This window comes from Halomonas sp. SpR1 (assembly GCF_031010175.1).
Classification (GTDB): domain Bacteria; phylum Pseudomonadota; class Gammaproteobacteria; order Pseudomonadales; family Halomonadaceae; genus Vreelandella.
This window is the reverse complement of record NZ_JAUAMB010000036.1, coordinates 13,489-37,819: the sequence shown is the minus strand read 5'-3', so window position 1 is coordinate 37,819 and position 24,331 is coordinate 13,489. Positions and strand designations below refer to the sequence as shown.

Below are 24,331 nucleotides of genomic sequence, written 5' to 3'. Positions count from 1 at the left end.
CAGGAGTTATCTGCTAGGGAAGCCACTATGCCAGACGCGAACACTCGTAAAAATCGCCTACCCCGCCTACTGCTGAGGGTATTAATTGGCCTACTGTTTCTCATCCTTATCTGGGTGGTAGGCAGCTATTGGCTGCTTAATAGCCAGTGGTTGCCAGCGCGCATTTCACAATTTGAGGGCATCGATATCCGCTGGGAGCAAGGGGCTAGCCGACACCCAGGCCGCTGGGAAGTCGAGGGGCTCTATCTGGCTCGTGAAGATGAAGCACTGCCCATCGCCATAGAGGCCGACCGCGCCACCCTTTCCCTGTCGCTGCTGGCCCTGCTGCGCGGCGAGCTGCATATCGAGGCACTCGATGCAAAGGGTATTCGCCGCCTGACCGTTGGTGACATCGCGCTTGAAGCTGACGGCCAGCTGCAAGTAGCGGAGACCACCCTGAGCCGTGACACTCTCGCGATCCCTAACGTTTCCCTCGCCATCACTAATGGTCGTTTAGTTCGCCTAAGCGATCAAGCGACCCTGGTACACGCTATCAATCTTAACGCTGATGCGACGCTCAAAACGATAACCCCAGTCAACGCCACCAGCGGCGAGCTGAACCCCAACCTACTGGCAGCGCTCTCCGCACAGCTTCAGTTGGATGCCCAAGCGAATGCCTGGGATGTCTTTATGCCCTACCTAGACGCCCTCCCCTGGTTAACCCTGGAGGGCCGCGGGGCGCTGACGGGAACACTAGAACTAACCGCTGGCAAGTTACAACAGGGTAGCGACATTACCCTGGAAGCCCCCTTGCTGCGTTTAACCGTTGATGAGCAGCGTTTACGGGCGCCAACTGACACGCCAAACTGGCTAATCGCCGACGATCCACCACCACGCCACACAGCCACCGGCAAAGGCCAGGTTCGTTTGGCAGTTGAGAATGATCAGCTCTATTTTTCGACGCAGCTTAACGATGTAACGCTCGCTGACACTCGTCCTTACGCCGAGAATACCGAGCTTCATCTGGCGTCCCAAATTTCCAACCAGCGCCTGGATCAGCTTGACCTACCGACGGCCGCGACACTCGCATTACAGGGCGATATCACGCGCCTGAATATGCTTGATCGCTTCCTCGCTCTTGATAACGAAGAGCCCGGCACGGGGTCTCCCGTTAGCCCAGTTAGCAAAGAAGGTAACATCCACCTTTCCGGTCATGGCCAAATTCAGGCCCATGCCAGCATTCGCGATTCACGCCCCTATGATGCCAAGTTGACGATTCAAGCACCAGAACTGGCAGCTGATACACTTGGCTTCATCGCTCACGGCAGCGGCTCACTTAATGCCCAACTGACGCCGCAGGATCTCATAGAGGCAACGCTTAGCTTTGCCGACGCCACGCTGCACCACCAAGCGCGGCTGTTGCTTGACGAAGCCGAAATCAACATAGCCGCCACCAATCCGCAAAAAGCGCGTGAAGAGGCATCGGCAACGCTGCATTGGCAATCCGCACGCCTGCCTAACATTAATGTGTTGCAAACCTACCTAGGCGCCATTTTGCCTGACCCAGCACCGCTGCAACTGCTTAGCGGGCAAGCCGCGAGCCATGGTCAGCTCGACATCACCGCCGAGCAACTCAGTGGCGAGGTGAATTTAGCCGGAGAGCGGCTTACCACTCGCTGGCAGCACGGCGAGCAAGTCGGCACGCTAACCAGTGATATGCAGCTTTTTCTGCCTATTCGGCAGGCGGCAATGGATGGCTCAACCCTTAATATCAGCGGTACCCGACTGAATTGGCAAGTAGCCGACGTTGACCAGCCGAGCGAGCGCCTAGCGAGTGTGCTGGTATTAACCGACGGTCGTTTTCAACGCCGTGGTAACGCACCGAGCGGGCAGTTTTCGCTGGAAGGAAGCGTGCAACAACTGGGCTTTTTAAATGCCTTCCTGCCTGATGCGCATGGCTTGACGATTGCGGGCGAAGGCCAACTCTTCGCCCAGGGTGCCTTTCGCGATAACCGCTTGATGGCCCCCACCCGGCTTAGAGTTAACGCTGACCAGCTAGAGGTCTCATTTTTAGACTATCTCGCCACCGGGCGTGGTGAACTTACCGCCCAACTGGATAGCCCCGAGCAGGCCCAGCTCTCGCTGGGCATTCCGCGCTTTTCGCTCAGCCGCCATGGGGACGACCGCCCTCACCTGGAAGGCCGCCATTTTGCCCTCACCACGCAAACGGAACGCTTTAGCGATGTGCTGGCATCGCCCCAGCCTGAACACTTTACTACCCGCATAGCGATGCCGATTACCGAGGTGCCCGACTTCACCCGTTACAACCGCTACCTACCCGAAGGGGCAGGCATCACACTGCAAGGCGGACAAGCCAGCCTGGCCAGCGAGTGGCTGCTGGAAGGGTTAAACGCCCAGGGCGAAATAACACTACGTGCCTTTGGTGCCGATATGTCGCTGTTAGACCAGCGCCTGCGAGGCGATTTGCACCTCTATCTACAGCTAACCGACGGCGACCTGGCGTCTCGTCGTTTTACCGCCGATGACTCCTTTCTACGCCTGGAGAACGTTAATCGCCAGAGTGAAAGCGGTTCGTCGGATGCCGGCTGGTGGGTAACGCTTTCCATGTTGGAGGCACAGCTGGCGTGGGAAGACCCCATTCGCCTCGCCAGCCAGCTCCGCCTTGAGATGCGCGATACGGGTTTACTGGCCCGGCTGTTTCTGGCCCGTGCCAGGGATAGCGACTGGCTCGGGCGGCTGCTGAATGTTCACGATATAGAGGGTACGGCGCAGCTTGAGATCAACGGCGAGCAGATTAGCTTGCAAGACTTGACGCTAACGGGCGGCCCACTGCGCATGCTTTCCGATCTCACCCTGGCAGACCGCAGCGCAAACGGGGCGCTCTATGCCCGCCTTGGCGTGCTTGGATTAGGGGTAGAGCTTAACGACAGCGAGCCAAGCTTGCGGGTTATTCAACCTCGCCGCTGGTTTGACCGTTGGCGTGAAGCAAACCGCTCCCCAGCCCCTAATAATTAGACCTTAGCGTTTTTTGCGCTCCCGGCGAATCATCCTTACTCGCTCTTTGGCCTTTTGCGGTGTAGAGAGCGGCGCCGACGCCTCGTCATGGTTTTTAGGCGGCACCGTAACCCAGGCAAACACCGGCAATGCCAGGTGCCAATGAATAGCCGCCAAACGCAACCCGAGGGTGACGCTGAGTGAAACGGCAATGGTCAGCGTTAGCGGCGCCCCCAGCGCATGTAGCGCTACGTAAACGACTCCTCCGGCCATAGCCGCCGTGGCGTACACCTCTTCGCGCAGCACCATGGGCACCCGCTGGGCCAGCACATCACGGATCATGCCCCCTGCCACACCGGTCATCATGCCCATCAACACCGCCACCGTGCCAGGCGTACCCAGCAGCAGGGCTTTATGCGTACCAATCACAGTAAAGAGCGCCAACCCAAACGCATCAGCAATCGGTAAAAAGCCCCGCGATAGGCGATGGATATAATGAAACCCCATCAACGACACGCCGACGGTGGCTAATATTACCCACAGATAGGTCGGATCCGTCACCCAAAACACCGGCCGAACACCGAGCACCAAATCCCGCAGCGTGCCCCCGCCAATGCCGGTTACCGCTGCCAGCACCAGCATACCGATCGGATCCATACGCGACCGGCACGCCAAAATCACACCGGACAGCGCGAATACGATGACACCCGCCATATCCAGCCAGTAAACAACGCCCGACACGCTCTTCTCCTTTAATACTCGCTATCGTTAAAGGCAGGCAGGATAGCACTCCTGGCCACTCAGCACCTTCGACGAGCAATGCTGTGAGTTATTTAATGCTGTTCTTGAACGCCTTCTACTTAAATGCGTTACGCTTAGATGCAAACGTGAATGTCGCCATTAATAGGAGAGCCCATGGACTGGAACCCAGCCTATAGCTGGCTAGTACTCGCCTTGTTGCTGAGTTTGGCCGAACTGACTTCTGGCGCGATGGTGCTGCTTGCGCTTGGTATTGCCGCTGCGCTCACTGCAGCGGTGACGGCGTTGGGATTAACGCTTCCCTGGCAACTGCTCAGCATGGCTATTTTTGCCGGTGTATTGGTACCGGTATGCATCATGGTGATTCGTCCGCGCTTCTCCCCGCGTGGAGTTGCTTATGGCACAACGGGTACGGGCGTGGAGAAAGGAAATCACTACCTGACTCTTCGCCGGGACTTTGATGATGCCACGGGCATTAAAGTGAACGGCGATTTCTACCGTTTACGTGTACTTGAAAACGGTGACACCGAGTTACCCAACGGTACTCCGGTCATATTTAGACGTTTTGAGGGCACCACTGCGCTGGTCACGCTACATCAACCCGCAGACCTCGCCCCTCAAGATGACAATTCCCAACGCAAGGAGCCCTAACAATGGATTTACCAATTAGCCCCGGTTTATTAATAAGCCTTATTATTGTTGTGATCGCGGTAGTGATCATCTCTAAAGGCCTGATCATTATCCGCCAATCGGAAGTGATGGTGGTTGAACGCCTTGGTTCGTTCCACCGCGTGTTAGAAAGCGGTATTAACATCATTATTCCGTTTATTGAGCAGCCTCGCGCAATCACCATGCTGCGTTATCGAAAAATGGGCGAGGAGTACACCGCAATTACCTCCGATGAAACCCGCATTGACCGCCGCGAAACGGTGATGGATTTTCCCGGTCAGCCGGTGGTCACCACCGACAACGTCACCGTGCGTATCAACGGTGCGCTCTACTACCAAATCATCGACCCTAAGCGGGCCGTTTATGAAGTAGAAAATATGAGCCAAGCCGTAGAAGTACTGGCCAAAACCACGCTGCGCTCAGTGGTCGGCAAGATGGAGCTGGATAAACTGTTTGAGTCCCGCGCGGAAGTGAATAACGAGATCCAGGCGGCTATGGAAGAGCCTGCCTCCAAGTGGGGTGTCAAAATCTCCCGGGTCGAAGTGCAGGATATTGCCATGCCGGAAGAGGTGGAAACCGCTATGCGCCTGCAAATGGCCGCCGAGCGCAAGCGCCGCGCCACCGTGACCGAAGCCGAGGGGGAAAAATCAGCGGCGATCGCCATGGCCCAGGGGCAGCGCGAATCCTCGATCCTCAACGCTCAGGGTGACAAAGAGTCCGCTATCCTGCGTGCCCAGGGTGAGCAGGAGTCCATCAAACTGGTTCTCAGCGCCATTGGCGATAGCGAAGAGAACAAACGTACCGTCGTGGGCTATTTGCTGGGACAGAGTTATATCAAGGTACTGCCCAATATGGCGAAAGATGGCGAACGGGTATTTGTGCCCTATGAGTCCTCTGCCCTGCTTGGCTCTATGGGCATGTTCCGTGAAATGGCGGGTTCACCGGAGGACACCGTGGCTAACCATCTTAAGAGAGGCAATGGCAGCGACAACAACCTTCGCAGTGGCTTTGTCGGTGGCGCTGCAGGGGGCAATTAACGTTGTAGCGATTAATAATGACTGCCTAACCGTTTAAAAAGTACTATTTCAATACGAGAGTGCTTAGTGCTATTGATAGTGGCGGTGCAAAGCACGATTTGGCTGGATCGAGAGAGATCCAGCTACACCATTTAGCCCTTCAGCGCCTTAGAGTGCTGGAAGGGACGCCATCACCTAACACTGATTCTTAGTTAAACTGACGCCTAAAATAAGTGCTTGCTTATGCGCTCTTCAACCCATCGGTAGAGCCCGGTTGAGGCACTTGCCAGTAGAAGTATCATAACCAAGAGGTGAGTACGACCATCATGCTGCCACGTTGGCTTGCCCTACGTCACTATGCTCAGCTACTTCTCCTCCTGGTCATCCTGGTGATGCTTCCGTGTGGTCTTCAGGCTGCTGCTCTGCCACAACCACTGCAAAGCTGGGAGTATCGCTGGGGCGACTCTCCTTTCGATGACAATAACCGTCCTCAGTGGTTGCAAAGCGACTCAACCGAGTGGCAGTCGATCGACTCCCCTTCTAACCCACCCGGTCGCGATGGGCACGAACACCTCTGGCTACGCACAACGCTTCCCGTGGGTGATTGGAGCGACCCAGTCCTCTTTATCACTAGCATCAATTTGATTGGGCAAGTGTATCTAGGCGACGAACTCATCTATCAGTATGGTGAGTTTGACGATCAGGGCAAAGGCGATTTTGCAGGCTGGCCCTGGCACATGATCGACCTCCCCGGCGATGCCGCCGGTCAAACGCTCACCTTTCGCTTCTACTCTTACTACACCAGTATTGGTTTATGGGGCCAAGTTCAGGTAATGGAGCGCATTGACGTTCTTAAGCAAGTTATCCATGACTCCGCTCAGGATCTCGGCGTCAGTGCGTTGGTATTGGTACTTGCCATTTTGGCCACTATTTTCGCGTTGATAGGCCCTGAACGTCGCGGTTTCGGATCAATCGCGTTATTTGCCTACGCTTCAGGATTAATGCTGGTGGCTGAGACGCCTGCACGACAATTCATTGCCGATGGGCCACTGGCATGGGACACACTCCGCGCCGGCAGCTACTACACCTTGCCGGTAGCACTAGGGATGTTGCTCAGCCACTGGCTGGAAGGCACCGCTAAGCGCTGGATAACACGCTTGTGGGTTATCCACTTGGCGTATCTCATTCTTGCGATTGGTTTGGTTCAACTGGGGGTGGTGAGCCTTTCACTCACCTTCCCTGTATTTGATGTCATGCTGGCGTTAACGCTCCCCATCATGCTGGCGCTCGCGCTCATGCGCTTCCAACGGCTCACTCTGGAACAACGACTTCTGGTAGTGAGTTTTACTTTTTTTGCCCCGCTGCTGTTGGCTGACATGGTGGTTGCCCACGGTTTTGTGGGCTGGCGCAGCGTGCCCTTGAGCTACGGCACGCTGGCTTTTTCTTTAGCTAATGCGGCTATTTTTCTGTGGCATTACCGGCATACCCAACAACAGCTTGCGATGGCCAATGAGACCCTTGAGCAGCAGGTGGCAGCGCGAACCGCCGACCTCGACCGATTAGTGCAAGAACTGGAAGGCCTTTCACGCAAGGATCCGTTAACCGGCCTGCATAACCGACGTCATTTCGACCTGGCATTTGAACACCAGTGTCAGCGAGTTAAGCAGCATGCCAGTCAACTTTCCGTGCTAATGCTGGATGTGGATCATTTCAAGCAGATCAATGACGATTTCGGTCATGACGCAGGAGACACCGTACTGATTGAAATTGCCCTATTGTTGCGGCATCACCTAAGAGATTTGGACGTGATCTGTCGCTTTGGAGGGGAAGAATTTATTGCCTTGCTACCCGTCACCTCTCGGGTAGCTGCCGAATCTCGCGCCAAGGCGCTGTTAACCTCTATTGCTCATCAAGCATTTATCCATCAAGGCACCCGACTGCGGCAAATCACGCTCTCCTGCGGTGTGGCAACCTATCCTGATCACACTCAAGACCCTAAGCGATTGCTACGCCTTGCTGATGAAGCGCTTTATCAAGCCAAGCACAGCGGCCGTAACCGCTGTGTCGTTTGGGAAGAGACCCTCGAAGAGCAGGGATTTATGCTCGGTAGACAGCAGCCTCAGTAAACGCTCATGCTATTGGCTGGTTAAGCAGAACCCGTCGCCAGAAAGTGATCGATAAACACAGCATAATCCTGCTCAGTGCAATCGGCGTAAGCTACCGCCAGTGTCGACACCACCTCAACAAACAGCTCTTCACGCCCTTTTAATCGCTGGCAAACGGCCTTGGCAAAGCGTGTTGAGTCACCCTGGTTAAGCGCCTGGGCACCGCGTAGGTGTTCACGGGCAAGAATTTCTCCCCACTGTCGGGCCAGTTTTCGATATGACTTACCGCCAGAGAGCTTATGGGTCGGAAAGTCTTTCTTGAACGGCGAACGCTCACGCACCGAAAACACCTTGTCATTCATGGTTAGCCAACCCAGATAAGCGTCTGGGTGTTCGGCAATCGCATGAAACGCCGCCGCATGGCGAATCGCTTCATTAGGAAATAGCTTACGCCACGCCTGCTGCTGGTGTTTATTCATTAAGCGAAACGCTTCCGGGGGAACCTGCTCTTTGACATCCAGGATGATGTCATCGTGCTCGTGATCAACTCCGCCCTCAATCAAAACGTAATAGCGCTCTACCCCCAACGAGCCGGTGCCTGCATCCAAGCGTCGCGCCGTATCCTTCACTCTAAAGTGGTGGGGATCACTCTCTTTTATCGCGTGCTGCAGCGTTTGTTGGTACTCATGCTCAATTAATCGGCGTAGTTGGCTGGCCACATCCGCTGGCAGGTTAGCGAGTTTGCCAGGCCGTTCGGCGAACTGGCGGCCTTTCTGCTCATCAAGGGTCGTCCACTTTTCGAGCATACGGGCACGGCTCTGTTTATCCGCCACTTTACTCATAAAGGGCTTTAGTGGGCCTTTGGCGCTATCAAGCGTGACCGCTGCCACGGGCTTGTCATCGACGTGGTCAGCTAGCGTTTGGCAATAGCCTTTTATTAACTTTTTAAGCGCTTTATCAATCGCTTTTGGATCCAGCTCAGCGTTTTCACGGCTATCAAGCACGACGCTGATGGCCAGCCGCCACAGATCATATTGGTAGTCGCCAATTAGCGCATCATCAAAGTCATCCATGCCGTAACGCACTTGATCGTCATGATGGCCATAAGCGCCGAAATTGTAGACATGGGCGTCGCCCTGCAGCCAAGTTTGGGTTTCCGGCCAGCCACCAAACAAGGCAAAGCGCCAATCGTGCCATACATCATTCCAAAACAGATGGTTGCTGCCACGGTAAAAGCGGTAGGGCGACGTAGCCATTTTTGCATACTTGGCTTGGCGGGTGGCCGCTGGCAAGGTGTCATTTGCCTGTTGAGTTGCCTCAATCACCTGCTGAGGGCGGTTATGTCCAGTCAATGCATGACTCATCGAATTACCTTGTTTGATGCAGAAAAATTGATGCAGAAAAGCGGTTTGTTATAAAGGTAGTCGATAACCATGAATAGATTAAGTCAGTGGCCGCCACACACTTATTGAGTCAAACGGGTAAATCCACGGGGGGCGGCGATACGAAAGAAACGCTCGACCACCTCGGCGTGGGTAGCCGGTGTTATCAATGAAACCGCCACAAACACCGGCAGATTAAGCATCAGCCCCCAGAACCCCGCATGAATGCCTAGCGGGTGTGGCCATAGCGTAGTAAACGCCACGGTAATCAAAAAGCCCGCCACGATACCGGCCATCACGCCCAAGCGAGAAGCCCGCGGCCAAAAGAACATGCCGATAAAGGCAGGCAGTACCTGGGAAGCAAACCCCAGCCCCACCAACAGAATCATTACCAAACTGCCGGGCTCAGCAATCGCCAGTGGCGCGACCACCAAGAACATAATGGGCAGGATCAACATCCGGGCGAGCTTTCCGGTCACGCCATCAGAGAGCTTTAGCACCGGCTGAAGCACATCTTTGCTTAGCGACAGCGATACCGAATGAATAAACGGCTCGCTGGAAGACATTGAGGCCGCCAGGGTACCCGCACCCAGCAATCCCACTAATACCACCGGCAAGTGCTGCATGGAGTATTCGAGTACCACGGTATCGGCCCGGGCCAGCTCAGGCAGCGAGAAAATGCCGATAAAACCAACGACAACCATGGGTAGAATGACGACATAATAAGTAGGCAACCAGGTGGCACTGCGGCGAATAGTGCGCGCCGAAGAGGCACTCATCCACTGAGTCCATACCGGCGGCATAAATGAAAACATCGAAACGATGATAGAGGTCGTCCAGAAGCTAAAGCTCATATCGCCGCCTGCGCCCGGCAGAGTGAGAAACTCGCTATGCTCGATTTGAATGCGTTCGAATACTCCGGCAAAGCTCAGCCCACCGGTAGCGCTGTGAACAGCCCACAGACCGACCGCCCAGGCCACAATCAGCATCAGCACGCCCTGAAATGCATTGGTGCGGCCAATCGCGCGCTGGCCGCTGGCATAGAGATAGACAGCAATGCAGACCAGCACCAGCACAACCCCCAGCCAAATCGGAATCAAACCGCCGCTCATCACAAACAGAATATAAGCAGAGCCAATGGTTTGTAGCACCGCGTAGGCAATAGAGCCGATTGCCATGACGAGTGCCGCTAATGCGCCCAGCGCGGGGCTCTGGTAGCGGTCGGAAATAGCGCTTGCCTGGGTCACGTGGCCAAACTGTTCACCGAACTGCCATACCTTGGGGCCGAAGTACCATGCTACCAACGCCAGGTAAGCCAGGTAGATTGCCACATAAAATACCGCGACACCTTTGGAGTAAGCCCAGCCGGGCGCACCCATAAAGGTGTAAGCACTCACACTACCGGCGGCGATCAACAGGTAAAGCGTCACCGGCCCCATGCTGCGGCCCGCCACGCCCCACTCTTCCAAGCTATTCATGGAGCGCCCTGCCCTGGCGCGTAGGCCAATCACCATGGCGATGGCGACATAGGTCAAGGTAATCAGCAGTGGCCAGGGGCTACTCATGGTCGTCTCTCTCCACAATGCGGTTACCGATAAGCATCACCACCACGCAGGCAAAAATCACCAAATAGCTCCACACCACTATCAGCGGCAGGCCCATCACCAAGGTGGCCCGGTTCACCAGCCCAATCACCGGCCATATGCCCGCCAGCACCAATACCACAAACGCAATTAACAGCCCCCAGCCCGCCCGGGAGGTAGGCAGAACCAATAAACGCCCCATTAGTGTTCCCCTTAGTTTCTGAATCCAAGTTTTAAAGTCGGTTTTTAACTACAGTTTTTTAACAACAGTTTTTTAATAACCCGTTTTTTTACGATAGCTTTTAGAAATGGTTATTTAAAACGGCTTTATTTAGCTTCAACGTTATCCGTTGGCAGCGTTGGCCAGCGCATGGGTAGCGCTAAGCGCTCTTCAAGCTGCCGCGCCAGCTTGAGTACAAAATGATCCGCAAAACGTGGGCCAACCAACTGCACGCCAATGGGCATATCACCGCTACTGACCCCAGCATTAAGGGAAATAGCGGGCTGCTCGCCCATGTTCCATGGCACGGTGTAAGCAATGTGTTCAAAGGGCTGGCGCGGATCATTGGTGGGCGATGGCCACTCGGCTGGAAAAGCGATATTGGGTGTGGTGGGAGAAATCACCGCATCGACTTCATCAAATACCGCTTCGGTGGCGCGTCGCATCATCATGGTTTGCTGAAAACCCTGCACTGCGTCTACGCCACTTAAGCGTGAGCCACCGTCGGCCCAGGCTAAAATGGCGGGCAATACCTGCTCTCGCTCTTCTGGCGAGAGCTTTAACAGCTCGCTCCACTGTCGGGCTTGCCAGAAGTGATCCAACCCATCCAGCATGTCGCGGGTCAGCACAGGCGCCAGCGGCACCAGCATCGCCCCAGCGGCTTCTAGCTGCTTGGCAGCCTGCTCGACATGTTGGCGAATCTCATCATCCAACGGCAGACCACAGCCCGCCTCCATCATCACACCCACTCGCAAACCTTTAGCGTCTAACGCCAGATCCATCCAGTCGATCTCTTCCGGTGGCAGGCGCATTGCGTCGCGTCGATCCGTGCGGGCAAGCGATGCCATCATTAACGCGGCATCGCTTACGCTGCGGGTCATGGGCCCGGCACAGCGGCCCACATAATACGGATCTATCGGCACCCGGCCCAGCGTAGGCTTAAAGCCGACGACGCCGCACCAGGCGGCAGGCAAGCGCACCGAGCCCCCAATATCCGTGCCCACATGTAGCGGCCCAAGCCCAGCGGCGGCAGCCGCGCCCGCCCCCGCGCTTGAACCACCGGTATTACAGGTCAAATTCCAAGGGTTGCGGGTCAAGCCATGAAAAGAAGAAAGCCCCGATGACAGCATGCCAAAGTCAGGGCAGGTCGTTTTTGCCAACAGCAGGGCATTGTCTTCCGCTAGGCGCGCGGCTGGGGGAGCATCCTCACTGGCAGCGACCTGTTCGCCAAGCCCCGTGCCCACCGGCACCGGCATCCCTTTAGTGGCAATCAACTCTTTAAGAGTGACCGGGACACCATCCAAAACGCCGCTTGTCTCGCCCTTGGCCCAACGCTGTGTAGACGCTTCGGCTGCTTTAATGAAGGCTTCCGGCTGATAGGCATACAGCGCATTGATGTGCGGCTCCCAGGCGTCGATATGTTCAACCAGGGCGCTGGCTACTTCTTTTGGCGAGAACCTATGGGCTCGGTAGCCATCAATTAATTGGGTGGCGGTGAGTTGATGTAGTTCAGGCATCACATTACCTTTTTGCTGTTGTTGTCAGATTGACGTTATCAATTAGCTCAGCATGAACCCACTCAGCGCTCCCTGCTATTTCAATATTGACCGCAGAGTGTCCACAATTTGTGTGCACTCTGCTTTTCAAAATTTTCAGATTCAAGCTCTTTCAGGATGGCGGGTCTTGCAGTGCTTGCAGAGCACTTGCCAGCAGCGAAAGGCACGCTTCAGTGGCAAAGCTGCGCTGGCGATGGCGATAAACACAGAGATCAATTCGCGCTGCCTCGAGCTCTAAAGGAGATAAGGGAATACTGACGAGTTCGCCTAACTGACATTCGCGGGCAACCGCCATCGGCGGTAATACCAGCACGCCTGCGCCGTTAAGGGCGAGTGCTTTTTGGGTTTCCAGTGAAGCGGTTTTGTAGGTGGGAGCCAGAACTACCCCAACCTGATGAGCGGCGCGCTCTAGCGCTTGACGAGCGCCATAGGATTCGTCAGGCAGAATCAGCCGGTGCTCTGCCAGGGTGTGAAGACTCACCTCAGAAGCCGCGGCCAATGGATGGCCTGGGGCCATCACGGCATGGTGATGCAATTCGGCGCTGGCAAATGGCACGATGTCTTCGTGGCGAGGCATAAAGGACGACAAGCCAATATCTGCATCGCCTCGGCGCAGCGCCTCCACCATTTGGCTAGCGCTAGCGATTCCGATATCAAAACTCAAATGAGGGTAGCGCAGCCCCATCTTGGCCAAGGCAGGCGCTAGCAGGCCTGCAACAATGCCCTCCGATACCTGCAGGCTTACCCGGCCAGTGCGTAACCCTTTTAGGTCGGCAATATGCTCTTGTACCCGTTCAAGGTCGCGCAGGGTGCGCTGGGCCTGGGCGGCCAATAGCTCCCCTGCCGCTGTTAGGCTAATACCATTGGGGCCACGTTCAATCAGCGGTGCGCCAAGCTGGTGTTCGAGCAGATCAATCTGACGGCTAATCGCCGTGGGGGCAATATGCAGCTGGGCAGCGGCTTGGCGCAGTGAACGGCACCGAGCCACAGTATCGAAGTAGCGTAACGCACGGCCACTGATCATAAACGCCTCTCAGTTTTGTGGCTTATCTAGCTGCCGCGCCATCACCGTAACGTGCTCTTTCCGATACTCAACGTCCTCCTTATCCTGCCAACCCAGCCGTCGATAAAGCGCCTGTTGATCCGGGGTATAGAGATAGAAGCGCTCAACGCCATGCGCAGCTGCTTCGGCTTCTATCCGGCGTACCAACGCAGAGGCAATACCCTGCCCCCGCCATGCGGGCAGGACAAATACTGAGGCAAGCCAGGGAGTAAATTCGCGGCGAATACTCATATCATCAGCAATCAAGCTGGCGGTTCCCACGGGGGTTTCGCCTTGCATCGCCACAAATATGGAAGGCACACCGCCCTGGCCACATTCAGCCTTTAAACGTTCCATAGCCTGCTCTTGGGTGAGCCCTGGGTGTAGATGACCCCAGGCTTCAAATGTCCAGCCTGCAACTACTTGAGCATTAGGGTCGTCGGCTCTTAGCCGCTGAAGGATAATATCGCTTTGCATGAATGGCTCCCAGCCTTGTTTAGCACAAGCGAATACAGTAGCGACAAACGGCATGCCTCGCTATAGAAGCTTGACCAGCCTCGATAATACTATTGCGCTCCAACACCTAAATCCACCAATAAGGGCCAGCCACGAATTCGGTCAGCGGCAAAGCTGCGATCGAGCGAGGCTCCCTACGAACACTGACTAGCTCAGCGTAAAATCTGGCATCCTGAATCGCTTACGGTAAGCGCCTGGTGCAAGCCCGGTCGTGCGTTTAAACAAGCGCCGAAAAAAAGCCGCATCCTCATAACCAACCTGCCAACTGATGTCATCGATAGTGGCATCGGTTCGTTCCAGGCGGCGTTTGGCGTCCTCAATGCGTAAACGTTGGATGTAAACGATAGGCGACAGACCGGTACTGCTAGCAAATCGACGTTTGAAAGTGCGTTCGGCGAGTGAGGAGCGCTTGATCATCTCCTCCACAGGGTTAGCGACCGAAAAATGGGTGCACAGCCATTGTTGCGCGGCCTGAATATCGGCATCGCCGTGGTCTGTTTTACCTTCGAAGATCATGTAGGGAGTAAGGCCGTCCTGATGCCACTGCAGCGCGTATAGACGTGCGATTTCCTGCGCGGTGGTGGCACCGGCGTAGCGCGCAATAAGGTATAACGCTAAATCGTGCCAGCTGGTGGAGGCACCAGAGCTGATCAATTCATCACGTAGGCCAGCAATAACCAAGACACGTTCAGGGTGTGCCACCACCTCAGGATAGCAAGTCGTAAACGCCTGAGCGTAGCCAAAATGTACCGTGGCATCCCGTCCATCGAAAAGGCCTGTCTCGGCTATTAGGAAAACCCCTGAGCAGGCGAAGCACAACACGGCGCCCCCGTCGTACATATCCTGCAGCCACTTGACGAGGCGCGGATAACGCCCCTTCTCCCAACCAGACGCGCTCAGCAATACTGAGGGAACGATCACAATATCGGTGGTGGTAATGCTCTCGATTGCCCGCTGCACGTTGATAGGTACGCCACTCGCCAGTGCAAGGGAGCCCTCGGCCTCGCCGACAATCTCAACATGAAAAGGCACGGGTGAACCGACTGGCACAAGGTTCATCAATGAGGCAGCGTTCATCACATCGTAGATACCTGCCAGCGTAGAGATTACCGCATCAGGCAACGCCAGCAGACTGACATGATAGGGAGTAGCGCCAAAGCTAACGAGCGGTTGAGGCATGGCCTAGGTTTCCCAGCGCACAAAAACGTCGTGGCACAAACGAACCGATTTAGGGTAATTCTGACTCTTATACCTAGAGGGCACCGCTGTGATTATGAGTGCGGCCAGTTGTTAACTTCAACTGATACCCTCACATCAAATAAGAGAAGCGTAGACCATGTGCGTAACGACGATCGATCAAAACAAGTTGGAAACCTTTGTCATGCAAGCGGTGGGCGATCTGTCCTCTGCTTATGGTGGTGTCATGGTCAGCCTGGGCAACAAGCTTGGGCTTTACAAAGCAATGGAAAGTGCAGGCCCCATTAGCGCGATAGAACTTGCCCAGCGTACCCACTGCGCTGAACGCTATGTCCGGGAGTGGTTAAATTCCCAGGCGGCCGGCGGCTATGTTGCCTACCATGCTATCAGCGATACCTACGAACTTCCCCCTGAACAGGCGATGGTGCTGGCAAACGAAGATAGCCCAGTATTTATTCCACCGGCATGGCAGGTTCCCGCCTCAATGTGGTTTGACGAAGAGAAAACCCTTGAGGCATTTCGCACTGGCACAGGCGTGGCATGGGGCGACCATGACAGCCGCCTACAGTGTGGCGTCGCGGCCTTTTACCGTAACGGTTATCGCAGCAGTCTGGTGCCTGAATGGTTGCCCGCACTAGAAGGCGTCATTGACAAGCTTGAAGCCGGTATCACGGTTGCCGATGTTGGCTGTGGGTTTGGCCACTCTACGGTACTGATGGCTAAGGCTTTTCCGAAATCTCGCTTTTACGGGTTTGATGCCCACGAGCCTTCTGTTGGCGAGGCGGGCCAAAATGCCACCCACGCTGGCGTCGCCGAGCGCGCACACTTTGAAGTGGCAAAGGCGGACAATTATTCGGACAGGCAGTACGGGCTGATTTGCTTCTTCGACTGCCTGCACGATATGGGCGATCCAGTGGCAGCCGCAAACTATGCCGCCAAAGTGCTAGCACCAGGCGGCACTGTATTGTTAGTTGAACCCTATGCGCAGGATCATCTTGAACACAATCTGTCGCTGGTAGCGCGAATGTATTACGCCGCGTCCACGACTATTTGCTGTGCCCATGCGATATCGGAAGGTGGCAAGCAGGTTCTCGGCGCGCAAGCAGGAGAAGCACGCTTAGCAGCGGTGTTTCGCAAGGCAGGGTTCCGTCACTTCAGGCGCGCAGCGGAGACCCCGTTTAATTTGATCCTTGAGGCGCGCCTTTAAGGATAGAGAAGACAAATTGGCTACGTAACTTTACACAGGGCGCTCCACCAGGAGCGCCCTATTTTACAAGCGACACAGATTGGCCATCAGATGGATACAGGCTTCATTTTCTCAGCCAGTTCATCATCCAACTCATTGGCCCGCTTGGCTGCTGGCCTACTTTCCGTGCGCTCTATGTATTGTTTGAACACCTCGTTTGGCGGGATATTCTTCTGCATCGTTTCCCACCAGAGATAACTGCTAACCAATATATCTGCGGCAGTAAACTGATCGCCGCAGATATAGGCGCTCTCACTGAGTGCTTTTTCAAGCGTATTGATACTGTCTGCCACCTGGCCACACCCAACGGCCTGTGCGTTGCTGCTGTCGATTTTCCAATCATAGGCCATGGCACTGGTGGCCATCTCAAACGGACCCGCCATAAAAAACAGCCAGCGATAGTAGGCTCCGCGTTCGGGAGAGTGCGGGGGCGGTGACAGCTTTTTATCCGGAAACTGATCCGCCAGGTACGCACAAATAGCCGCCACTTCCGTCACAACAGTATTGCCATGCTTGATGGCAGGCACCTTCCCCATTGGGTTTATAGCCAAGTAGTCCTTGGCTTTCATCTCTGAGCCGTACTCCATCGCCTTTACCGAATAGGGTATGCCTACTTCTTCCAGCATCCAGCGCACCACGCGCCCGCGAGACATCGGATGAGTGTAAAACGTAAGTTCTGACATGCTGAGCTCCTTTTTTAGTCAATTTTTCGGTGACACAAGGTATTGCCAGGCCAGATTAGTGGGTTAATAGGCGAAAATGCGTCCTAAATAAACGCAACAATGCACTTTTTCTGCAAGACTTCAAAAATAACCTCGAGAGGAAGGTGGCGATGGCAGGACCCACAACGCGCGTGCTTGCTGTACTTGAGTTGCTGCAGGCTAATGGCCAGATAGGCGGAGCCGAGTTGGCCGAACGCCTGAGCGTGGATCGACGCACTATCCGGCGTTACATTACGGCGCTGGAAGATATAGGTGTGCCGATAGTGACCGAGCAGGGGCGCTACGGCGGCTATCGACTGGTGGCTGGCTTCAAGCTGCCCCCCATGATGTTTACTGATGAAGAGACTTTCGCCGTTTCTCTAGGCTTATTGGCCGCCAGCCAACTGGGACTGACGAACGCAGCGCCTGCCATCGCCAGCGTACAAGCGAAGCTCGAGCGGGTGATGCCTGCGAATTTAAAAAGACGAGTGCGTAGTATCAGTGAGACCACTCAGGTGTTCTTACCCCGGCGTGAACCCAGCCGTGATGACTGCGCACTTGAGACACTGACTAAAGCCACTGAAGCCATGCGAACCGTCGGGCTTATCTACCACTCTCCACAGCACGATCCAATTGCGCGTCGGATCGACCCCTACGGACTAGTTTTCCAACAAGGCCGGTGGTATGCCGTTGGTTTTTGCCATCTGAGGGGCGCCATGCGCTCGTTTAGGCTGGATCGTATCAGCGGTGTGCGCCTACTTGATGATACCTTCACACGCCCCGCTCACTTCAACGCAGCCGATTTTTTAAGCGAAAGCCTTATGTCATGGGGCCCAACTTATGAAGTAACACTTGTGCTACACATTGATCGTGCCGCGTACGCTTACTTTGAGAACCAATTTTTCTGTACAGATCCGTTCGAAGAGGTTGAAGGTGGGTTACTACTCAACACCCGAACCGACAGCTTCGAATGGTTTGCCTATTGGCTGGCACAGCTCCCGTTTCGATTTACCGTCCTCAAGCCGGATGGCCTCAAAGAAGCACTACGTGAGCACGCCAAACACTTACTAGCCAGTTGCGAGCACTCTTCATCGTACCCAATAGATAAGCCCTAACACTGTCTAAAATCGGGTAGAAAGGAAGGCTCTATCTGTCTGATGTCAGGATAGGACTTTCCAGCCTCTTAGGTGCTAGTCTGTTAATCAAATAACGTTAAATAAAGACTCACGAATGCAGCTTTCAATAAGACGCACACACCGTCTAGCATTAGCTACAATTGCCCCGCGCACTTTTGCCTTTTGCCATACCTTCGGGCTAACCGTATGGATCGCCGTAGTGGAAGGCAGCGGCTGGACGCTTATTCTGCCTGGAGTTTTACTGCTGCTATGGCCCGGCCTCGCCTATGCGCTTGCGGCAAGCGCCCAGAATTCTAAGCGCGCCGAGTTCAGGAATCTCCTCTTCGACAGCCTGCTGTTTGGTTTTTGGTGCAGCGTGCTGGATTTTTACCTTTTAGCCACCATTACCATCGGGCTTGCCTGCTTGATGAATAACTTAGTGGTCGGCGGACTGCGTAAGATGTTTGTTTCAGCCGTACTTTTCATTGTCGCGGCTTTGATTGGCAGTGCTCTAACGGGATTCACTTTTCGTCCCTATGTAAACAACAATGTAGACATCTACCAATGGGCGGGGGCTGTGGTCTATTTTCTAACCATTGGCCGCGTCACGTACAATCAGAATCGCCAGATTGGCCGCAGCATAGGCGAGATTAGGTTTCAGAACAGAGTCTTTCACGCCCTGCTTGATCTAGGGGCAGTCGCCAATCGCGCGACCAATATCAACTCCCTGCTGGATGACTCTTTAAACCATCTACATAGCCATTTTCCTGACTACGGCTTTGCCGTTTTTCTTCAGGAGCGGCAACGTTCAGAAGTGACTCGCTACGCAGCTGTTGCAGGGCTAAGCCCAGCGGATGAACAACGCTTAAAGCGTCTATTGGCCAGCGTTCATAAGCAACGAGGGTATCCGGTCACCCTGCCAAAAGCAGATAAAGGTGAGAATCTATATGTCGCATCGATGGCGGGCCGGCTAAGCATGTATGAAGGCTGGCTGATCGTGAAAGCTCCCAGGCGGGACGACGGTTTGGAGCAAATACTTTCTCTATTTGCCGACCAACTAGCGGCTGCTACCGAGAATAAATTGCTGCATTTGGAGTTGAAGAAAACCGCTGAGCGCGACGGGCTCACCGGGCTTTATAACCGAGGCTTCTTGGAATCAGCGTTGCAAATGAGTATTCAGGGCAAGACGCAGACGCCAAACCTGGATTTTGCTCTACTGATGATGGACGTCGACAGACTCAAGGAAGTAAATGACCATTATGGACACGTCGCAGGCGACCAACTGATTGCTTGCGTTGCCAAGTACCTGCAACTTCACTGCAGAGACAGCGACATACTGGCTCGCTACGGTGGCGATGAATTCGTCATTCTGTTTCCCTCTGCCGACCTAACGGCAGCCAAGCGTATGGCCAACTTAATCCGAGAAAACTTGCCTGAACAGCGTTGCACTATCGACACCGCCAGCGGTGAATATGAAGAACTGATGCTGCATGTGAGCATAGGATGCGCCAGCTCCAGTGAAGTGCCTGCCGAACAGGTGTTTTCGCTGGCGGACGAGCGCATGTACGAAAACAAAAGCCAGCGCCGCAAGCTATGGGCAGATGGGCTGGGCGCTGCAAGCAGACCCTCCTTATAGCAGCCTCTCCTTATTAGAAGCTTGCTCACAAGCTACTGCTAAACGGCTCCCCCCACTTATCGCCATGCACAAGGTCACTTAATGGCAGGCGGGAACGCCAGCCTTTCGCTTCAAGCTCAGGCTGATCTAAAAACTCGCTTACGTAGCCAAGGCAGAGATACGCCAGCGGATAAACGTGCTCAGGCAGATTTAGGGCCGTACTTAGCAGATCCTGGTCGAGAATGCTCACCCAACCAACACCGATGCCTTCCGCCCGCGCTGCCAGCCAGAGGTTTTGTACAGCGAGACAAGTGCTGAAAAGATCAGTATCGACAATGCTATTACGCCCTAGCACATGGGGGCCACCCCGGCTGCGGTCGCAGGTAATGCAAAGGTTCAACGGACTTTCCATAATCCCTTGCAGCTTAAGGCTGCGATAACGCTCTCTACGCTCGCCTTCAAAGTGCTCGGCGGCTTTTTGGTTCTCCTGCTCGAACAGCGCCAGCACCGTTTCCCTGACGTCGCGACGTTCAATCACGATGAAATCCCAGGGCTGCATAAACCCCACCGATGGCGCATGGTGCGCGGCCTCTAACAGGCGGGCCAGCACTTCAGGGGGGATTCGGTCGGGCAAAAACTGTGAGCGCACATCGCGGCGCTCAAAAATCGCGCGGTAAACCCCTTGTCGTTCACTATCGGTAAAACGACCATTCGATACAGTCATAAAGAAACGTCCTACGGCTACGTCATCTAACAGGAGCGCTTTTTAGACGCCGACGGCGGGTTTCAGCATATCGACATGCAGTATGCCATCTTCATCATAGGACTCGCTGACGGCCTTGAACCCGAAAGATTCATAGAAGGCGATTAGATAGATCTGCGCGCCAATCTTGATGCCGAGACTAGGGTAGGTCTGTTCGGTGAAGCGAATTGCCTCACTCATCAACGCACGCCCATACTGATGTCCGCGGAAGGCGTTAAGGGTCATCACCCGGCCAATCGAGGGCTCGGCGAACTTGTCGCCTGGCCCCACCAGACGAATATACGCGGCCAGTTTCCCGTCTACCGTGGCCAGGAGATGCCAGGCGAGCGGATCCAGCTCGTCCACTTCCTGATAAGCGCACTGCTGCTCCACCACAAACACCGATTCTCGCGCTTTGACAATCTCATAAAAATCGCGCGTGCTGAGCTCATCGAACCTGAACCAGCGAAAATGTAAGGGCATACCGTGTCAGTCTCCCGCTCATGGCGTTATTTTGCGTACGCAAAGTGTACAGCAGATTTGATAACGGAGCCTTTATCACGGCGTCAGGAAATAGACGTGCTTAGCCTAGCCGCCATCGCCAAGGGCTTGTCTCAAGCAGCACACCTTCGCTGTTCCAGTCCTCCCATCCGGCAAACGGTATCGGCTTTTCACGCTCCCAGTGCGCAAGGCGGACGGCCCAATACTTTTTACAGGCATTGAGATGGACGCGCAAAGCATCCTCTTTCTGATACTCAATACCACCGCCCTGCACGCCATAGTTTACTTGAGGCGGTAGTACATCAAAGCCAACATAGTAGAGCGAAGCATGCATAGGCCATAGCCAGGCAACCATATCACCCGCACGCCCAAAGGGCTGAAAGGCTTTTTCAGGAGAGCCGGCGGTGACTGAGAGCATGGCACGTTTGCCACGAAAGTAGCCATGGTCGTAACGCATACGGCTTGTGTAGCGCCCTCCATACACCAGTACGCGATCAAACCATCCTTTCAAAATGGCGGGCTGGGCGTGCCACCATAAAGGGAACTGGAAGATCACCAGGTCAGCCCACTCCAGCCGCGCCAACTCCCGCTGAACGTCCTGCGGTAATGCGTTTTGCTGGTAGTGAGCGCGCTGTTCATTTAGGGGATAAAAGTAGTCCACATCGACGGCCTGATGCGGATAGTGATCGGCACGTTCCACCGGGTCAAACTGCTCAGCATAGAGATCATCCACCTCGACGGTATGGCCTGCGTCCACCAGCTGTTTTACCGCCACATCCACCAGGCCGCCATTAAATGACTTGCGCTCAGGATGAGCAAAAACGATCAACACATTCATACTGCGCCTCCCCTATCGATTGGTTTGACGACAGGCTAACCTGTTCATATACGCCAAAACATTGGCTAAAAATGAGAACCAGGCTTGCAAGAATGAACAGCAGATTAGATGGGACGACCTACAAATTGTGCTAGCGATTGTCCAGACGGGCTCGCTATCCGGTGCCAGCCGAGCGCTGCGTATCAGCCATGCCACGGTATTTAGACGTTTAAGTGAGATGGAGCGTCGGCTGGGCGTAACTCTTTTAACGTGATTCTTTTAAATAGTGGCTCACTTGCCGTTACGAGCCACCTAGCTACTGCTCAAATCCCGCCAAGAACTGCTTGAGCAGATCATCAAGCTGCGATCGTTGCTCGTCAGTCAGCCCACTCACCAGCTGCGCCTGGGTTTCCACGTGGGCGGCCACCGCTTCGTCGATTAAATCGAACCCACGTTGGGAAAGAGAGATTAAAAAGCCGCGACCATCATTGGGATTTTTGACCCGCTCAATCAACCCCGCCTTTTCCAGTTGATTGATACGGTGAGTCATGGTGCCTGACGTCACCATTGTTGATGCCATCAAATCCCCCGGCGATAGCGCATAGGGCTCCCCCTCTCTCCGCAGGGTGGCCAGAACGTCAAAGCTGGCGTCCGTCAGGCCGTATTCCGCCCAGGTCTTCTCCATTGCACGCATTAAGGTGTGGTTCAGCCTTTTGACCCGCCCGATGGTGCCCATTGGCGCAACGTCAAGGTCAGGCCTCTCCTGGCGCCACTGTTTGAGAATGTTGTCTACATGATCCATAGCAGTATTTTGCGCTTAATTAGCTTGACGTCAAGATTAATCACACATACCTTGATATCAAGATACTTTTAAAAACGGTACGAATGAGAACTTCGCCAATGACGTTATCAAGCACTCCCCGCACAACACACTCACGCAAAAGAGCTTGGCTTGCCCCACTGGTATACCTGCTAGCAGGTGGCGCCTTGCTGGGTCTATCGACTAATTTGGCGAAACTTGCCGGTGACATTCAACTATCAGCGCTCGCTTTTTTGTTCTGGTCGATTTCAGGGGCGGCGCTCATTTTGTTGGCTCTTGCCGCCTTCCGCCGCAATCTACCGCCAGTTAACCGCCGCACCGTTGAGTATTACGCTATTTCAGGTCTGTTGGGCGTGGCAGGGGCCAACCTACTGTTTTTCTCAGCCGTCCCCCATGTAGGTGCTGGGTTCGTGGCATTGATCATCACCCTGCCACCGCTACTCACCTACGTCGGCGCCCTAGCGTTAAAAATGGAGCGGTTTCAGGTGATGCGCGCAGCGGGGGTAATATCGGCCCTGTCAGGAGCCATCACCTTGGCTTTCCATAAGCTTTCCGCGCCGGATGCCAATTATCTCTGGATTCTCCTCGCTTTAATCGGCCCTGTACTGCTGGCCATAGGTAATCTTTACAGAACCTTACGTTGGCCAGAAGGCGTATCCAGCGATGCGCTGGCACCCGGCATGCTCATCGCCGCTGCCGTTATTCTACTCAGCGTGGGTTTTCTACCGGGCTTCTCTTTGAACGTCCCAACAAACCGCTCTCTGCCGATCGTGCTGATTGCCGTTCAAGCAATGGTCTTTGCGGGCCAGTTCTTACTGCTTTTCCTACTGCAAAAAAGTGGCGGCCCGGTATTTCTGAGTCTACTGGGTTCCGTCGGCGCCGTGGTGGGCGTACCCGTCGCCATACTGCTGCAGGGAGAAACCGCCCCCGAGGGCTTACTGCTAGGCACTCTATTCATTGGTGCCGGCATTGCCCTGCTTAATATTGGCAAAGCCAAACAACTTAACTAATTACCCCTAGAGAGACATACTATGAAAATTGCAATATTTGGCGCAGCTGGCGACGTAGGCACGCGCATGATGAGTGAAGCATTAGCACGTGGTCACCAGGTGACTGGCGTGGTAAGAACAGACAATCAGCTTAACAAACTACCCACTGAAGCCAATCGTTGCGTCGCAGACATAACAGAATCAGAACAACTAGCTCATGTCATTCAAGAACAAGATGTGCTGATCAGCGCCGTTCGCCCGCCCGATGGAAAAGAAGATTTGTTGATAGCGCTAACCCGCTCTCTTTTGGAGAGTACTCTTCCAGGGCAGCGCGTATTATTGGTAGGCGGAGCCGCGCGATTGCTAATCCCCGGACGCACCGGCGACACAGTCTTATCAGTTCCCAACTTCCTGCCTGCCGCTGCGCTAGAAATTGCTAAAGCTTGCCAAGCTCAGTATGAGCTCTGCTTGGCGGAAACCCGCACAGCGTGGACTTACTTCTCTCCTGCTGCCATGCTGGTGCCTGGAGAGCGTACGGGATGCTATCGCTTAGGCACCGACACCCTCGTCGTAGATAATAACGGAGAATCGCGTATTTCAATGGAGGATTTCGCAGTAGCGATGCTTGATGAAGTCGAGACGCCCCAGCATATTCAGAAAGCCTTTACCGTAGGGTATTAAACGGAAAATTCAATAAACCCTACCGCTATCTAGCTTCAAATAGACATGCGTCGGAAAGCTTTAGC

22 protein-coding genes and 1 pseudogene are annotated in these 24,331 nt (G+C 54.6%); 10 read left to right on the top strand and 13 right to left on the bottom strand.

Annotated features, from left to right (window positions below):
• The first annotated feature begins 27 nt into the window (after window positions 1–27).
• A complete protein-coding gene (locus QT231_RS19835) occupies window positions 28–3,015 on the top strand; it encodes a hypothetical protein (RefSeq protein ID WP_308338543.1) in 2,988 nt (995 codons plus the stop codon).
• Between the two features lie 3 nt (window positions 3,016–3,018).
• On the opposite strand, the gene QT231_RS19830 is transcribed toward QT231_RS19835, so the two are convergent.
• Window positions 3,019–3,735, bottom strand: coding sequence for a trimeric intracellular cation channel family protein (locus tag QT231_RS19830; RefSeq protein WP_308338542.1), 717 nt, complete (start codon window positions 3,733–3,735; stop codon window positions 3,019–3,021).
• 174 nt (window positions 3,736–3,909) lie between these two features.
• On the opposite strand from QT231_RS19830, the gene QT231_RS19825 reads away from it, so the two are divergent.
• From QT231_RS19825 to QT231_RS19815, 3 genes are all read left to right on the top strand, one after another.
• Entirely contained in the window at window positions 3,910–4,404 is a 495-nt protein-coding gene (locus QT231_RS19825) for a nodulation efficiency, NfeD-like protein (RefSeq protein WP_308338541.1), read from the top strand.
• Window positions 4,405–4,406: 2 nt separating this feature from the next.
• Window positions 4,407–5,459: an SPFH domain-containing protein gene (locus QT231_RS19820; protein WP_308338540.1), complete on the top strand. Its 1,053-nt coding sequence runs from the start codon at window positions 4,407–4,409 to the stop codon at window positions 5,457–5,459.
• 305 nt (window positions 5,460–5,764) lie between these two features.
• Window positions 5,765–7,564: a diguanylate cyclase gene (locus QT231_RS19815; RefSeq protein ID WP_308338539.1), complete on the top strand. Its 1,800-nt coding sequence runs from the start codon at window positions 5,765–5,767 to the stop codon at window positions 7,562–7,564.
• A gap of 20 nt (window positions 7,565–7,584) precedes the next feature.
• On the opposite strand, the gene QT231_RS19810 is transcribed toward QT231_RS19815, so the two are convergent.
• The 7 genes from QT231_RS19810 to QT231_RS19780 all read right to left on the bottom strand — a co-directional run bounded on the left by QT231_RS19810 (window position 7,585) and on the right by QT231_RS19780 (window position 15,021).
• Window positions 7,585–8,907 carry a DUF2252 family protein gene (locus tag QT231_RS19810; RefSeq protein WP_308338538.1) on the bottom strand — a complete coding sequence of 441 codons (1,323 nt, stop codon included), beginning with the start codon at window positions 8,905–8,907 and terminating at the stop codon, window positions 7,585–7,587.
• Between the two features lie 101 nt (window positions 8,908–9,008).
• A complete protein-coding gene (locus tag QT231_RS19805) occupies window positions 9,009–10,490 on the bottom strand; it encodes a sodium:solute symporter family protein (protein ID WP_308338537.1) in 1,482 nt (493 codons plus the stop codon).
• Window positions 10,483–10,710, bottom strand: a complete 228-nt coding sequence (locus QT231_RS19800) for a hypothetical protein (RefSeq protein ID WP_308338536.1) — start codon at window positions 10,708–10,710, stop codon at window positions 10,483–10,485. The genes QT231_RS19805 and QT231_RS19800 overlap by 8 nt, the downstream gene beginning before the upstream one ends.
• 125 nt (window positions 10,711–10,835) lie before the next feature.
• Window positions 10,836–12,245, bottom strand: a complete 1,410-nt coding sequence (locus tag QT231_RS19795; RefSeq protein ID WP_308338535.1) for an amidase — start codon at window positions 12,243–12,245, stop codon at window positions 10,836–10,838.
• Between the two features lie 151 nt (window positions 12,246–12,396).
• Window positions 12,397–13,308, bottom strand: a complete 912-nt coding sequence (locus QT231_RS19790; protein ID WP_308338534.1) for a LysR family transcriptional regulator — start codon at window positions 13,306–13,308, stop codon at window positions 12,397–12,399.
• Between the two features lie 9 nt (window positions 13,309–13,317).
• A complete protein-coding gene (locus tag QT231_RS19785; RefSeq protein ID WP_308338533.1) occupies window positions 13,318–13,803 on the bottom strand; it encodes a GNAT family N-acetyltransferase in 486 nt (161 codons plus the stop codon).
• A 186-nt stretch (window positions 13,804–13,989) separates the two neighbouring features.
• On the bottom strand, window positions 13,990–15,021 hold the full coding sequence (locus QT231_RS19780; protein WP_308338532.1) for a helix-turn-helix domain-containing protein: 1,032 nt from the start codon (window positions 15,019–15,021) through the stop codon (window positions 13,990–13,992).
• Window positions 15,022–15,178: 157 nt separating this feature from the next.
• Here QT231_RS19780 and QT231_RS19775 point away from each other — a divergent pair, with 157 nt between their 5' ends.
• A complete protein-coding gene (locus QT231_RS19775; protein WP_308338531.1) occupies window positions 15,179–16,246 on the top strand; it encodes a class I SAM-dependent methyltransferase in 1,068 nt (355 codons plus the stop codon).
• 86 nt (window positions 16,247–16,332) lie between these two features.
• Here QT231_RS19775 and QT231_RS19770 read toward each other — a convergent pair whose 3' ends face one another.
• Window positions 16,333–16,968 carry a glutathione S-transferase family protein gene (locus QT231_RS19770; RefSeq protein ID WP_308338530.1) on the bottom strand — a complete coding sequence of 212 codons (636 nt, stop codon included), beginning with the start codon at window positions 16,966–16,968 and terminating at the stop codon, window positions 16,333–16,335.
• 149 nt (window positions 16,969–17,117) lie between these two features.
• Between QT231_RS19770 and QT231_RS19765 the strand changes: the two genes are divergently transcribed.
• On the top strand, window positions 17,118–18,101 hold the full coding sequence (locus tag QT231_RS19765; protein WP_308338529.1) for a YafY family protein: 984 nt from the start codon (window positions 17,118–17,120) through the stop codon (window positions 18,099–18,101).
• Between the two features lie 220 nt (window positions 18,102–18,321).
• On the top strand, window positions 18,322–19,737 hold the full coding sequence (locus tag QT231_RS19760; protein ID WP_308338528.1) for a diguanylate cyclase: 1,416 nt from the start codon (window positions 18,322–18,324) through the stop codon (window positions 19,735–19,737).
• A gap of 25 nt (window positions 19,738–19,762) precedes the next feature.
• Here the strand turns inward: QT231_RS19760 and bluB are convergent, their stop codons facing one another.
• The 3 genes from bluB to QT231_RS19745 form a co-directional block, all read right to left on the bottom strand.
• Complete coding sequence (gene bluB, locus QT231_RS19755; protein ID WP_308338527.1) at window positions 19,763–20,440, bottom strand: 5,6-dimethylbenzimidazole synthase; 678 nt, start codon at window positions 20,438–20,440, stop codon at window positions 19,763–19,765.
• Window positions 20,441–20,482: 42 nt separating this feature from the next.
• On the bottom strand, window positions 20,483–20,941 hold the full coding sequence (locus QT231_RS19750; RefSeq protein WP_308338526.1) for a GNAT family N-acetyltransferase: 459 nt from the start codon (window positions 20,939–20,941) through the stop codon (window positions 20,483–20,485).
• Between the two features lie 100 nt (window positions 20,942–21,041).
• Window positions 21,042–21,797: an NAD(P)H-dependent oxidoreductase gene (locus tag QT231_RS19745; protein WP_308338525.1), complete on the bottom strand. Its 756-nt coding sequence runs from the start codon at window positions 21,795–21,797 to the stop codon at window positions 21,042–21,044.
• A 61-nt stretch (window positions 21,798–21,858) separates the two neighbouring features.
• On the opposite strand from QT231_RS19745, the pseudogene QT231_RS19740 reads away from it, so the two are divergent.
• Window positions 21,859–22,041: pseudogene (locus QT231_RS19740) on the top strand (LysR family transcriptional regulator); the annotation flags it as partial.
• Window positions 22,042–22,092: 51 nt separating this feature from the next.
• On the opposite strand, the gene QT231_RS19735 reads toward QT231_RS19740, so the two are convergent.
• Window positions 22,093–22,578 carry a MarR family transcriptional regulator gene (locus QT231_RS19735; RefSeq protein ID WP_308338524.1) on the bottom strand — a complete coding sequence of 162 codons (486 nt, stop codon included), beginning with the start codon at window positions 22,576–22,578 and terminating at the stop codon, window positions 22,093–22,095.
• A 98-nt stretch (window positions 22,579–22,676) separates the two neighbouring features.
• Between QT231_RS19735 and QT231_RS19730 the strand changes: the two genes are divergently transcribed.
• Entirely contained in the window at window positions 22,677–23,606 is a 930-nt protein-coding gene (locus tag QT231_RS19730; RefSeq protein ID WP_308338523.1) for a DMT family transporter, read from the top strand.
• 21 nt (window positions 23,607–23,627) lie between these two features.
• The gene (locus QT231_RS19725) at window positions 23,628–24,266 is read left to right on the top strand and encodes an NAD(P)H-binding protein (protein ID WP_308338522.1); all 639 of its coding nucleotides are present in this window, start codon (window positions 23,628–23,630) and stop codon (window positions 24,264–24,266) included.
• Window positions 24,267–24,331: the final 65 nt, after the last annotated feature.

Bases quoted from the DNA above. Each gene is read 5' to 3' on its own strand.
- QT231_RS19835 (WP_308338543.1), top strand. From the start codon at position 28: ATGCCAGACGCGAACACTCGTAAAAATCGCCTACCCCGCCTACTGCTG.
- QT231_RS19825 (WP_308338541.1), top strand. From the start codon at position 3,910: ATGGACTGGAACCCAGCCTATAGCTGGCTAGTACTCGCCTTGTTGCTG.
- QT231_RS19820 (WP_308338540.1), top strand. From the start codon at position 4,407: ATGGATTTACCAATTAGCCCCGGTTTATTAATAAGCCTTATTATTGTT.
- QT231_RS19815 (WP_308338539.1), top strand. From the start codon at position 5,765: ATGCTGCCACGTTGGCTTGCCCTACGTCACTATGCTCAGCTACTTCTC.
- QT231_RS19810 (WP_308338538.1), bottom strand. From the start codon at position 8,907: ATGAGTCATGCATTGACTGGACATAACCGCCCTCAGCAGGTGATTGAG.
- QT231_RS19805 (WP_308338537.1), bottom strand. From the start codon at position 10,490: ATGAGTAGCCCCTGGCCACTGCTGATTACCTTGACCTATGTCGCCATC.
- QT231_RS19800 (WP_308338536.1), bottom strand. From the start codon at position 10,710: ATGGGGCGTTTATTGGTTCTGCCTACCTCCCGGGCGGGCTGGGGGCTG.
- QT231_RS19795 (WP_308338535.1), bottom strand. From the start codon at position 12,245: ATGCCTGAACTACATCAACTCACCGCCACCCAATTAATTGATGGCTAC.
- QT231_RS19790 (WP_308338534.1), bottom strand. From the start codon at position 13,308: ATGATCAGTGGCCGTGCGTTACGCTACTTCGATACTGTGGCTCGGTGC.
- QT231_RS19785 (WP_308338533.1), bottom strand. From the start codon at position 13,803: ATGCAAAGCGATATTATCCTTCAGCGGCTAAGAGCCGACGACCCTAAT.
- QT231_RS19780 (WP_308338532.1), bottom strand. From the start codon at position 15,021: ATGCCTCAACCGCTCGTTAGCTTTGGCGCTACTCCCTATCATGTCAGT.
- QT231_RS19775 (WP_308338531.1), top strand. From the start codon at position 15,179: ATGTGCGTAACGACGATCGATCAAAACAAGTTGGAAACCTTTGTCATG.
- QT231_RS19770 (WP_308338530.1), bottom strand. From the start codon at position 16,968: ATGTCAGAACTTACGTTTTACACTCATCCGATGTCTCGCGGGCGCGTG.
- QT231_RS19765 (WP_308338529.1), top strand. From the start codon at position 17,118: ATGGCAGGACCCACAACGCGCGTGCTTGCTGTACTTGAGTTGCTGCAG.
- bluB (WP_308338527.1), bottom strand. From the start codon at position 20,440: ATGACTGTATCGAATGGTCGTTTTACCGATAGTGAACGACAAGGGGTT.
- QT231_RS19750 (WP_308338526.1), bottom strand. From the start codon at position 20,941: ATGCCCTTACATTTTCGCTGGTTCAGGTTCGATGAGCTCAGCACGCGC.
- QT231_RS19745 (WP_308338525.1), bottom strand. From the start codon at position 21,797: ATGAATGTGTTGATCGTTTTTGCTCATCCTGAGCGCAAGTCATTTAAT.
- QT231_RS19735 (WP_308338524.1), bottom strand. From the start codon at position 22,578: ATGGATCATGTAGACAACATTCTCAAACAGTGGCGCCAGGAGAGGCCT.
- QT231_RS19730 (WP_308338523.1), top strand. From the start codon at position 22,677: ATGACGTTATCAAGCACTCCCCGCACAACACACTCACGCAAAAGAGCT.
- QT231_RS19725 (WP_308338522.1), top strand. From the start codon at position 23,628: ATGAAAATTGCAATATTTGGCGCAGCTGGCGACGTAGGCACGCGCATG.